10 protein-coding genes are annotated in these 11942 nt (G+C 64.8%); 9 read left to right on the forward strand and 1 reads right to left on the reverse strand.

The window, feature by feature from the left end; all coding sequences use genetic code 11:
• The first annotated feature begins 250 nt into the window (after window positions 1-250).
• The 6 genes from SOX55_RS09850 (at window position 251) to SOX55_RS09875 (ending at window position 5530) form a co-directional block, all read left to right on the forward strand.
• On the forward strand, window positions 251-691 hold the full coding sequence (locus tag SOX55_RS09850; protein ID WP_325287278.1) for an ACT domain-containing protein: 441 nt from the start codon (window positions 251-253) through the stop codon (window positions 689-691).
• 17 nt (window positions 692-708) lie between these two features.
• Entirely contained in the window at window positions 709-1902 is a 1194-nt protein-coding gene (locus SOX55_RS09855; protein WP_325287279.1) for a homoserine dehydrogenase, read from the forward strand.
• A 44-nt stretch (window positions 1903-1946) separates the two neighbouring features.
• A complete protein-coding gene (locus tag SOX55_RS09860) occupies window positions 1947-3158 on the forward strand; it encodes an aspartate kinase (RefSeq protein WP_325287280.1) in 1212 nt (403 codons plus the stop codon).
• 127 nt (window positions 3159-3285) lie between these two features.
• The gene (locus SOX55_RS09865; protein WP_325287281.1) at window positions 3286-3792 is read left to right on the forward strand and encodes a hypothetical protein; all 507 of its coding nucleotides are present in this window, start codon (window positions 3286-3288) and stop codon (window positions 3790-3792) included.
• Between the two features lie 96 nt (window positions 3793-3888).
• A complete protein-coding gene (locus SOX55_RS09870) occupies window positions 3889-4158 on the forward strand; it encodes an ACT domain-containing protein (RefSeq protein ID WP_325287282.1) in 270 nt (89 codons plus the stop codon).
• A 13-nt stretch (window positions 4159-4171) separates the two neighbouring features.
• A complete protein-coding gene (locus SOX55_RS09875; RefSeq protein WP_325287283.1) occupies window positions 4172-5530 on the forward strand; it encodes a PFL family protein in 1359 nt (452 codons plus the stop codon).
• A gap of 62 nt (window positions 5531-5592) precedes the next feature.
• Here the strand turns inward: SOX55_RS09875 and SOX55_RS09880 are convergent, their stop codons facing one another.
• On the reverse strand, window positions 5593-6159 hold the full coding sequence (locus tag SOX55_RS09880) for an epoxyqueuosine reductase QueH (protein ID WP_325287284.1): 567 nt from the start codon (window positions 6157-6159) through the stop codon (window positions 5593-5595).
• Window positions 6160-6429: 270 nt separating this feature from the next.
• On the opposite strand from SOX55_RS09880, the gene SOX55_RS09885 reads away from it, so the two are divergent.
• From SOX55_RS09885 to SOX55_RS09895, 3 genes are all read left to right on the forward strand, one after another.
• The gene (locus SOX55_RS09885) at window positions 6430-9363 is read left to right on the forward strand and encodes an acyl-CoA dehydratase activase (protein ID WP_325287285.1); all 2934 of its coding nucleotides are present in this window, start codon (window positions 6430-6432) and stop codon (window positions 9361-9363) included.
• A 3-nt stretch (window positions 9364-9366) separates the two neighbouring features.
• A complete protein-coding gene (locus SOX55_RS09890) occupies window positions 9367-10728 on the forward strand; it encodes a 2-hydroxyglutaryl-CoA dehydratase (protein WP_325287286.1) in 1362 nt (453 codons plus the stop codon).
• A 161-nt stretch (window positions 10729-10889) separates the two neighbouring features.
• The gene (locus SOX55_RS09895) at window positions 10890-11753 is read left to right on the forward strand and encodes a class I SAM-dependent methyltransferase (protein WP_325287287.1); all 864 of its coding nucleotides are present in this window, start codon (window positions 10890-10892) and stop codon (window positions 11751-11753) included.
• The last annotated feature ends 189 nt before the right edge of the window (window positions 11754-11942 follow it).

The following is an 11942-nucleotide window of genomic DNA, read 5'->3' on the forward strand; positions in this document are numbered from 1 at the left end:
AACTGGCACCCGCGCGAGGGGGGCTGGGGGCGACAGACCCCGATTTTTTCCCGGCCGCCCGGCCCCATGGGGCCCCTCCCGTCCTCCGCGTTTTCCCGTTTCGTCATTTTGTATACGCTAACACAGGAAAGCGGCAAAGAATTTCCATTCTTCCCACAAAAGAAATTGCGGAAATTTTGTTGCACGCGGCCGTTTTTTGTGTTACCATGAACGACATCCAAGGACAAATGACCACAGGGGGTGGACCAATTTGGGCAAAGAGATCAAGTATTATATCGTTGCGGCGGAGGCACTGCCGGAGATCTTCATCAAAGTGGCGGAGGCAAAGCGCATGATGCAAACCGGCGAGGCCGACACCGTGGGCGCCGCCACCCGGCTGGCAGGCATCAGCCGCAGCGCGTTCTACAAGTACAAGGATTCCGTACAGCCCTTCAATGACATGAAGGCGGAGCACATCATCACCTTTTACGGAATGCTGAAGGACAACACCGGCGTGCTGTCCCGGGTACTGAGCGTATTTGCCCAGTCCGGCGCCAACATCCTGACCATTAACCAGAGCATCCCCACCAACGGCTGCGCGGCGGTGACCATCTCCGCCGAGACTTCCGACATGGCGGAGAGTCTGGAAACCCTGCTGGCAGAGGCCTCCGCGCTGGAAGGCGTGGTGAAGTTCGAGGTCATGGCCGGCTGAGGAAAGGATCGGAGAGAATGATCAAAATCGCAATCTTGGGCCTGGGCACGGTGGGTACCGGCGTGGCCAGGGTGGTGGCGGACAACGCCCGGCAGATCGAACGGAAGCTGGGGGAGCCGCTGCAGGTGAAAAGCGTGCTGGTGCGCCGCTTCAAGGACGGCCCCTACCGGCAGCTGATGACCGACGATTTCAGCCGCATCGAAAATGACCCGGAGATCCGGGTGGTGGTGGAGACCATCGGCGGCGTGGAGGCGGCCTACGAGTACACGAAGCGGGCCCTGGAGGCCGGCAAGCACGTGGTGACGGCCAACAAGCAGCTGGTGGCGGAAAAGGGCGCGGAGCTGCTGGCTCTGGCCGCCCGGAAAAAGGTCCACTACCTGTTTGAGGCCAGCGTGGGCGGCGGCATTCCGGTGCTGCACCCCATCCGGGAGTGCCTGGCGGCCAACCGCATCGAGGAGATTTACGGCATCCTCAACGGCACTACCAACTACATCCTCACCCGCATGGTCCGCACCGGCGCCTTCTTTACCGACGCCCTGCGGGAGGCCCAGGCCAAGGGCTACGCCGAGGCGGACCCCACGGCGGACGTGCAGGGCATCGATGCCGGACGCAAGACCTGCATCCTGGCGGACCTGGCCTTCGGCCATGAGGTGCCGCCGGAGAAGGTGCCCATGGAGGGCATCACCAAGCTGTCCCTGCGGGACGTGAAGATCGCCGAGCGGGCCGGCTACCGCATCAAGCTGCTGGGCCGCACCGTCCGGATGCCCGGCGGCGGCTGCACCGCCTATGTGGCCCCCCACCTGATCCCCGAGGAGCACCCCATGGCCAACGTGGAGGACGTGTTCAACGCGGTGGCGGTCCGGGGCAACGCCACCGGCGAGGTGATGTTCTACGGCAAGGGCGCCGGCGAGCTGCCCACCGCCTCCGCCTGCGTCTCCGACGTGATGGAGGCCCTGACCACCTCCGCCAGCCGGGAGGAGCCTCTGTGGAGCGCCGACGGCGAGGGCTTCGTGGACCCCGACGAGCTGCACACCCGGTTTTACTTCCGCATTGAGGGTAGCCTCACCGACGCCGCCATGGCCTTCGGCCAGGTGGAGGTGCTGTCGGAGGACGGCGAAACCGCCTTCCTGACGGAGCGCATCAGCGGCACCGACGCCAGACAGCAGTCGGCCATGCTGAACGTGCTGGCCTGCATGCGGGTGATGAACTGAGCGGGAACGAAAGATCAATCTGAGATAGAGAAGAAGGAACGACCATGAGCTTGATTGTACAAAAATTCGGCGGCTCCTCCGTGAAGGACGCCCAATGCATCAAACGGGTGGCCGGCATCATTGCCGAGACCTATCTGGAGGGCAACGACGTCATCGTGGTGCTGTCCGCCCAGGGCGACACCACCGACGATCTCATCGCCAAGGCGGAGGAGATCAATCCCCGTGCCTCCAAGCGGGAGATGGACATGCTGCTGTCCACCGGCGAGCAGATCTCCGTGGCCCTGTGCGCCATGGCCCTGGAGGCCATGGGCCTGCCCTGCGTCTCCCTGACGGCCTGGCAGGTGGGCATCCACTCCACCGGCGTCCATTCCGACGCCCGCATCCGTAAGATCGACTCGGAGCGGGTCCGCTCGGAACTGGACCAGCACCATATCGTCATCGTCACCGGCTTCCAGGGCATTGACCGGGCCGGCGACGTCACCACCCTGGGCCGCGGCGGCTCCGATACCAGCGCCGTGGCGCTGGCGGCGGCCTTCAAGGCGGACCGCTGCCAGATTTACACCGATGTGGACGGCGTGTACACCACCGACCCCCGCATCGTTCCCAACGCCCGGAAGCTGGACGAGGTCAGCTACGACGAGATGCTGGAGCTGGCGTCTCAGGGCGCCCAGGTCCTCCACAACCGCAGCGTGGAGCTGGCCAAGAAATTTCATGTACATTTGGAAGTGCTCTCCAGCATCGTGAAGAAGCCGGGCACTATCGTCAAGGAGGTCGCTAAAGTGGAAAAAACCAACATTGCCGGCGTGGCTAAGGATACCAGCATCGCCTGTGTCGCCCTGGTGGGCCTGCAGCACAACCCCGGCGTCGCCTTCCAGGTCTTTGACCTGCTGAGCAAGAGCAACATCAACGTGGACGTCATCCTCCAGTCCATTGGGAGGGATGACAGCAAGGACATCACCTTCACCGTCCACCGCAAGGACATGGACGAGGCCGTCCGCATTCTGGAGGACCACAGGGACACCCTGAAGTTCGATCACATCCAGACCGACGACGGCATCGGCAAGGTGTCCATCGTGGGCGCGGGCCTGATGAGCAACTGCGGCGTGGCCGCCAAGATGTTCGAGGCGCTGTACGAGGCCGGCATCAACATCCAGATGGTGAACACCTCTGAGATCCGGGTCTCCGTCCTGCTGGACGAGGAGGACGTGAACAAGGCTGTGAAGGCCATCCACGCCAAGTTCTTCGACGAGCTGTAAGCGAACAGGAAAAGGCGTATGGGTTCCCCATACGCCTTTTCTGCTGCCGGGGGATTCCGGACACGGAAGCCCGCCGCCGGTTCTGCCCGCCCCGCCTCCCACATAAGATGGGGACGAGGTGAGGAGAATGAAGGTTCGGTTCAACCGTTTCGCCGTCCGCTGTCTGACGGCGCTGCTGCTGGGTCTGGCGCTGCTGCTGCTCCACGGGCGGGCGGACAGCGCCCTGCCGGGAATCATCCTGCCGAAAAGCGGCGCGCCGTGGGAGCTGGGCAAGCTGGCCTACTGGCCCATGCTGGCCGCCATTCCGGTCACCGGCCGGCTGAGCGGCGGCGTGCGGCAGACGGCGTCGGAGCTGCTGCCCGCCGCGGCGGTGACGGCCCTGACGCTGTTCCTGACCTGCTGGGGGCTGTCGGGCCTGCAGGCGGGCCGGGGGGCGTATCTGCTGGCCTGGGTGGCCCTGACTGCCGCCGGAACGGCCCTGTCCGTCCGGGAGAGGCCCGTGAAGGGGGGCTTCTGGGTGCTGCTGGGTCTGGCGCTTGCCCTGGCGTATGTGCTGTTCAGCCTGCTGCCGCCGGTGTGGCAGCCCTTCCTGGACCCCTGCAGCGCGGCGGCCATGGCCACGCTGCCCTGCTGAAGGCGGTTTACATCCCGGCACCCCTGTGATACAATACAAAAGATTCAACGCCGCCGCCGGGGAACAGGCGGCGGCCCCACCAAGGAGGACAACCTGATGAACGCAATCGTAACCGTAATCGGAAACGACCGGGTCGGCATCATTGCCGCCGTCTGCACGCTGCTGGCGCAGAACGAGGTCAACATTCTGGACATCAGCCAGACCATTCTGCAGGGCAAATTCACCATGGTCATGGCGGTGGACATCGCAAAGGCGAAGCTGCCCCTGACGGACCTGGCGGAGGAGCTGGCAAAGCTGGGCGACTCCATGGGCATCTCCATCCGCATCCAGCGGGAGGAGATCTTCAACGCCATGCACCGCATCTGAGACGGAGGCCGCCATGCTGACACAGAAAGACATTCTCTCCACCATCGAGATGATCGACCAGCAGCACCTGGACATCCGCACCATCACCATGGGCATCTCCCTGCTGTCCTGCTGCGATCCGGACCCCAAGCGGGCCTGCGACAAGATCTATGACAAGATCACCCGCTACGCCGAGAAGCTGGTGAAAACCGGCGAGGACATTGAGCGGGAGTTCGGCATCCCCATCGTCAACAAGCGGATTTCCGTCACGCCCATGGCCCTGGTGGCCGGCGCCAGCGACGCGGAGGACTACGTGCCCTTCGCCGTCACCATGGACCGGGCGGCCAAGACCTGCGGCGTCAACTTCATCGGCGGCTACTCCGCCCTGGTGCAGAAGGGCATGACCAGGGCGGACGAGAAGCTGATCCGCTCCATCCCCGAGGCGCTGGCCTCCACGGACTTCGTCTGCTCCTCCGTCAACGTGGGCTCCACCAAGGCGGGCATCAACATGGACGCCGTGGCCCTCATGGGCCGCATCGTCAAGGAGACCGCCGCCCGCACCGCCGATCAGGACGGCCTGGGCTGCGCCAAGCTGGTGGTGTTCTGCAACGCCGTGGAGGACAACCCCTTCATGGCCGGCGCCTTCCACGGCGTGGGCGAGGCGGAGAAGGTCATCAACGTGGGCGTCTCCGGCCCCGGCGTGGTGCACCACGCCCTCCAGGCCGTGAAGGGCCAGCCCTTCGATGTGGTGGCTGAGACCATCAAAAAGACCGCCTTCCGGGTGACCCGCATGGGCCAGCTGGTGGCCCAGGAGGCCTCCCGCCGCCTGGACACCCCCTTCGGCATCGTGGACCTGTCTCTGGCTCCCACCCCGGCGGTAGGCGACTCCGTGGCCCGCATCCTGGAGGAGATGGGCCTGGAGGTCTGCGGCACCCACGGCACCACCGCCGCGCTGGCGCTGCTGAATGACGCGGTGAAAAAGGGCGGCGTCATGGCGTCCTCCTCCGTGGGCGGCCTGTCCGGCGCCTTCATCCCCGTGTCGGAGGACGAGGGCATGATCGCCGCCGCCCAGTCCGGCGTACTGTGCCTCGATAAGCTGGAGGCCATGACCTGCGTCTGCTCCGTGGGCCTGGATATGATCGCCGTCCCCGGCGACACCTCCGCCGAGACCATCTCCGCCATCATCGCCGACGAGGCGGCCATCGGCATGGTGAACTGCAAGACCACCGCCGTCCGCCTGATTCCCGCCCCCGGAAAGGTGGTGGGGGACAGTGTGGAGATGGGCGGCCTGCTGGGCTCCGCCCCGGTGATGCCGGTGCATCCCCAGTCCTCCGCGGAGTTCATCACCCGGGGCGGCCGCATCCCGGCGCCCCTCCACAGCCTGAAAAACTGAACCCAACGAAAGAAGCATCCCCGGAAACGGCCTGTTTCCGGGGATGCTTTGCTGTCTGAAATTCAGTTTTCGGTGAACCGGATTTTGTCCCGGTTGATCTGCTTCTGATAGCGGTCCTGCTCGGAAAAGACGCAGCCGCAGTATTTCTGCATGTAGAAGCCCAGCTCCCGGGCCCGCTGGTTTCCCGCCCGGAAATTGGGCCGGAAATCCCGGTACAGAAACTCCACGCCGTACTCCCGGGCGTACCGCTCCGCCGCCCGGCAGATGCCGTCGTGGTCCTGATAGAGGCTGGCCAGGAGGGTGGTGGTGAAGGCAGAAAAGCCGTGCTCTGCGGCGTAGCGGGCGGTGCCTTCGATGCGGTGCTCATAGCAGTAGGCGCAGCGGTGGTCAATGTCCTCCGCCACCTGCCGGACGAACTGGCGCAGGCCGTAGTCCTCCTGCACCCGCACCTCCATGCCGATGGTGGGGGCGTACTCCAGCAGACAGTCCCGCCGGGCCTGGTATTCCTTCCAGGGGTGAATGTTGGGGTTGTACCAGAACGCCACCGGCTCAATGCCCTCCTCCCGCAGGGGATCGATGCAGCTGAGGGAGCAGGGGGCGCAGCAGCAGTGCAGCAAAACGGTGTCCATAGGGGGTCCTCCTGTGTGACGGCGCCCGAAGGGGCACCGGTGTTCCGGAAATATTATACCACGGCGGCCCAGCGGGGGAAAGAGAGTAAAGCGTCTTTTTTTACAGAACCATTCAACGCCCGTTAAGAAAATCTGTACGGAATCTTAACGGCAGAAGCCACAAAGCGGAATTGAAGTTTTTGTGGAAAAAGAGTAAAATGCAGGGTAACGTAGGGTGGTTTCGCCTGCCGTGAGGCCCCCCGAAGGGTTTTCGATAAGGAGGCAAATCCCTTGAAGGTCGGATTGGACGTTGGCTCCACCACCATCAAATGCGTGGTGATGGACGACGAAGATCAAATTTTATACAGCACCTACCAGCGGCATTACAGCCACATTCTGGAAAAGAGCGAGGAGCTGCTGCGGCTGATGGCCCGGGAGCACGTTCCCGGCGGCCGGGCGCGGCTGGCCATCTCCGGCTCCGCCGGCATGGGCATGGCGGAGAGCGTGGGGATTCCCTTCGTGCAGGAGGTGTTTGCCACCCGGGTGGCCGCCAACCGCATGACCCCCGGCATGGACGTGGTGATTGAGCTGGGCGGCGAGGACGCCAAGATTCTGTTCCTCACCAACGGCCTGGAGGTGCGGATGAACGGCAGCTGCGCCGGCGGCACCGGCGCCTTCATCGACCAGATGGCCACGCTGCTGAAGCTGGACGCCGATGAGATGGACAAGGCGGCGCTGCGGGCAAAAAAGACCTACACCATCGCCTCCCGCTGCGGCGTGTTCGCCAAGAGCGACGTGCAGCCCCTGATCAACCAGGGCGGCCAGGTGGAGGACATCGCCGCCAGCATCTATCAGGCGGTGGTGAACCAGACCATCGCGGGGCTGGCCCAGGGCCGGCCCATCCGGGGCAATGTGCTGTATCTGGGGGGGCCGCTGACCTTCTCCCGGTGCCTGCGGGAGAGCTTTGACCGGACGCTGAACGTCCGGGGCGTCTGCCCGGACAACAGCCTGCTGTTTGTGGCCATGGGCGCGGCGCTGTACGCCGACCGGGAGTTTGACCTGGCGGAGGTAGCGGACCGGATTCAGCAGCGGGGCGTGGGCGGCGATTACCGCAGCCAGCCGCCCCTGTTTGAAAGCCGCGGGGAGTATGACGCCTTCTGCGCCCGGCACGCCCGGGCTGCCGTCCCCCGGGCGGATTTCCCGGAGGACTATGACAAGCCCGTACATATCGGCATCGACTCCGGCTCCACCACCGTGAAAGTGGCGGTGATGGACGGGGACGGCGCCATTCTCTTTACGGACTACCGCTCCAACCTGGGCAACCCGGTGCCTCTGATCCGGGGCGTGCTGCAGATGCTGTACGCCGGACACCCGAAGCTGCGGGTGGCCAGCGTCACCACCACCGGCTACGGCGAGGACCTGGCCAGAAACGCCTTCCACGCCGACTTCGGCGTGGTGGAGACGGTGGCCCATTTCACCGCCGCCCGGTACTTCCTGCCGGAGGTGGACTTCATCATCGACATCGGCGGCCAGGACATGAAGTGCTTCAAGATCGAGGATGGCGCCATCAGCGACATCTTCCTCAACGAGGCCTGCTCCTCCGGCTGCGGCAGCTTCCTCCAGACCTTCGCCCAGGCTCTGGGCTATGACGTGAAGGATTTCGCGAAGCTGGGATTGTTTGCCGACCGGCCCGTGGACCTGGGCAGCCGCTGCACCGTGTTCATGAACTCCAGCGTGAAGCAGGCCCAGAAGGACGGCGCCACCATTGAGAACATCTCCGCGGGCCTCTCCATCAGCGTGGTGAAAAACGCGCTGTACAAGGTGATCCGGGCCTCCTCTCCCGAGGAACTGGGCCGCCACATCGTGGTCCAGGGCGGCACCTTCTACAACGAGGCGGTGCTGCGGGCCTTTGAAAAGGAGATGGGGGTGGAGGTCATCCGCCCCGACATCGCCGGCCTGATGGGCGCCTACGGCGCGGCGCTGTACGGCCGCGCCCACGCCAGGCCCGGCCAGGTCAGCACCTTGCTGACGGCGGAGGAGCTGCTGGGCTTCCGGCAGGAGACCCGCAGCGAGCTGTGCGGCCGGTGCGGCAACAACTGCCAGCTGACGGTGAACACCTTCGCCGACGGCCGGACCTTCATCAGCGGCAACCGCTGCGAGCGGCCCGTCACCGGCCGGGCCGACAGCGGCGAGCGGAACCTGTATGAGTACAAGCGGAAGCTGATTCTGGACTACAAGCCCGTCCCCGGCAAGCGGGGGAAGATCGGCATGCCCCTGTGCCTGAACTTCTGGGAGCTGTATCCCTTCTGGTACACCTTCTTCACGAAGCTGGGCTTTGCCGTGTACCACAGCCCCCTGTCCAGCCGGGAGCTGTATCTCCAGGGCCAGGGCACCATCTCCAGTGACACCGCCTGCTTCCCGGCGAAGCTGGCCCACGGCCACATCCACTTCCTGTCCAGACTGAAGCTGGACGCCATCTTCTACCCCTGCATGACCTACAACATCGACGAGGGGAAGGGCCAGAACCACTACAACTGCCCGGTGGTGGCCTACTATCCGGAGGTGCTGGCGGGCAACTGCCCGGAGCTGGCCGAAACCCGGTTCATTTACGATTACGTGGGCATCCACCGGCCCAAGGATTTCACGGTCAAGATGCACGCCATCCTGGGCAAGTACTTCGACGGCATCTCCAGGAAGGAGGTGCAGGCGGCGGCGGACGCGGCCTACGCCGAGTACGGCCGCCATATGGACCAGATCCGGGAAGAGGGCGCCAATATCATCCGCAAAGCCCGGCAGGAGGGCCGCCGCATCATCGTGCTGGCAGGCCGGCCCTACCACGTGGACCCGGAGGTGAACCACGGCATCGACGCCCTGATCACCCAGCTGGGCGCCGCGGTGGTGACGGAGGACTCCGTGTCCCATCTGGTGGACAGATTCCCCACCACGGTGCTGAACCAGTGGACCTATCACGCCCGGCTGTACGCCGCCGCCAGATACTGCTGTGACCAGCCGGACATGGACCTGGTGCAGCTGGTGAGCTTCGGCTGCGGCGTGGACGCCATCACCACCGACGAGACCCGGGAGATTCTGCAGCGGGGCGGCAAGCTGTACACCCAGCTGAAGATCGACGAGATCACCAATCTGGGCGCGGTGCGCATCCGGCTGCGGAGCCTGCTGGCCGCCCTGGACGAGCGGGAGGACAGCAGCGACAACAAGGAGGCGTAATTCATGGAAACCAATTATCCGCGCTTTACGCCGGATATGAAAAAGACCCATAAGATTCTGATTCCCAACATGGCCCCGGTGCAGTTCCGGATTCTGGCGGCGGCCATGGAGTACAACGGCTACACGGTGGAGCTGCTGGGCAACTGCGGCAGCCAGGTGGCGGAGCAGGGACTGAAATACGTCCACAATGACACCTGCTACCCCGCCCTGCTGGTGATCGGCCAGTTCCTGGACGCCCTGAACTCCGGAAAGTACGACCTGGACCACACCGCCCTCATCATCACCCAGACCGGCGGCGGCTGCCGGGCCTCCAACTACATCTTCCTGCTGCGCAAGGCGCTGCAGAAGGCGGGCTACGGCCAGATTCCCGTGCTGAGCCTGAACTTCTCCGGCCTGGAGAAGGACAGCAGCCTGGCCCTGGATCTCAAGACACTGCGGATGCTGCTGGCCGCCATTTACTACGGCGACCTGCTGGTGGCGCTGAAGGCCCAGACTGCCCCCTACGAGCTGGAAAAGGGCGCGGCGTCGGCCCTCCAGGAGAAGTGGCTGGACCGCATCTGTGATGACATCCGCGCCGGAAAGGGCTACTCCCACCGGGAGATGACCGCCCTGATGCCCCGGATCGCGGCGGAGTTTGCCGCCGTCCCTGTCCACCGGGTCCCCAAGGTGAAGGTGGGCGTGGTGGGGGAGATCTACGTGAAGTACTCCCCCCTGGGCAACAATGACCTGGAAAAATTCCTGGCGGAGCAGGACTGCGAGGTGAACCTGCCGGGGCTGATGGGCTTCGTGCAGTACTGCGCCTACAACCCCTCCGAGACCGCCCGTCTCTACGGCGGCAGCTTTTTTGAAAAGCACGTGTCCGACTGGGTGCTGGCCTACATCGCCCGGATGGAGAAGGTGATCATCGCCGCCCTGAAGGACAACGGCTTCCACGCACCGCTGCCGTTTGCGGAGCTGTGCAAACTGCCGGAGGGCATCATCGGCATGGGCAACAAAATGGGCGAGGGCTGGCTTCTCACCGCCGAGATGCTGGAGCTGGTGCAGTCCGGATATGAGAACATCATCTGCGCCCAGCCCTTCGGGTGCCTGCCCAACCACATCTGCGGCAAGGGCATGGTGAACAAAATCCGGGAGCTGTACCCCCAGTCCAACATCACCCCCATTGACTATGACCCCAGCGCCACCCGGGTGAACCAGGAGAACCGCATCAAGCTGATGCTGGCGGTGGCCCGGGAGCGGCTGCCGGTGGGGGAGAACGGCCGGAGCGGCTCCGGTGCGCCGGAGCCGGCGGAGGGCTTCCGGAAGGAGCACCCGTCCGCCGGAGGCGCGGCCCACCGGGAGAAGGCCGCGGCGGCCTCGCTGTAAAACTGAAAACGCAGGGACTGCTGCGGCGGCGGTCCCTGCGTTTTTTCCGTTTCCGGCGGAACATTTCCGGGCAATCGGTTGACGAAAGGGCAGATTCTGCGGTATAATACACTGATTTACTATCGACTACGGGACATGTCCCGGTTTCACGGAGGTTGCAGATGTGGATTGCGGATAAGTGGCAGGACTATGAGCTGCTGGACTGCGGCGGCGGGGAGAAGGTGGAGCGCTGGAACAAGCAGTATCTGGTGCGGCCGGACCCCCAGGCCATCTGGGAGACGCCCCACAAACATCCCGGCTGGCGGAAGGCCGACGCCCGCTACCTCCGGTCCCAGACCGGCGGCGGCCACTGGGAGAAGAAAAGGCTGCCGGAGAGCTGGGAGATGCACTACGGGGAGCTGACGTTCCAGGTGAAGCCCATGAACTTCAAGCACACGGGGCTGTTTCCGGAGCAGGCGGTGAACTGGGACTTTGCCATGGAGAAAATCCGCACCGCCGGCCGGCCCATCCGGGTGCTGAACCTGTTCGCCTATACCGGCGGCGCCACGGTGGCCTGCGCCAGGGCGGGAGCCTCCGTGTGCCACGTGGACGCGGCGAAGGGCATGGTGGCCTGGGGCCGGGAGAACGCCCGGCTGTCGGGTCTCAGCGACGCCCCCATCCGCTGGATTGTGGACGACTGCGCCAAGTTCGTGGAGCGGGAGATCCGCCGGGGCCGCACCTATGACGCCATCATCATGGACCCGCCCTCCTACGGCCGCGGCCCCTCCGGCGAGGTGTGGAAGCTGGAGGAGAACCTGTACCCCTTTGTGAAGCTGTGCGCCGGGGTGCTGTCGGACAAGCCCCTGTTCGTCATCATCAACTCCTACACCACGGGGCTGGCCCCCTCGGTGCTGGGGTATCTGCTGAACCTGCTGGTGGCCTCCAGATACGGCGGCCGCTGCACCTGGGACGAGCTGGGTCTGCCGGTGACGGAGACGGGCCTGGCCCTGCCCTGCGGCGCCACGGGCCGCTGGTTCGCGGAGTAAAGAGGGGACTGCCCGCACCGTCGTGCCAATGCGATTCCCGGCCCCGTTGGGGCCGCCAATCGCGGCACTTCCTCGAAAGCGGCTCGCTTCATCCGCCGCTGGCGGCGCTTCGCCGCTTTCCCCCCCCCTTTAGATTCCCCAACACCGTCGCGGCATTACGATTCCCGGCCCCGTTGGGGCCGCCAATCG

This window comes from Dysosmobacter sp. (assembly GCF_034093755.1).
Classification (GTDB): Bacteria; Bacillota; Clostridia; order Oscillospirales; family Oscillospiraceae; genus Oscillibacter.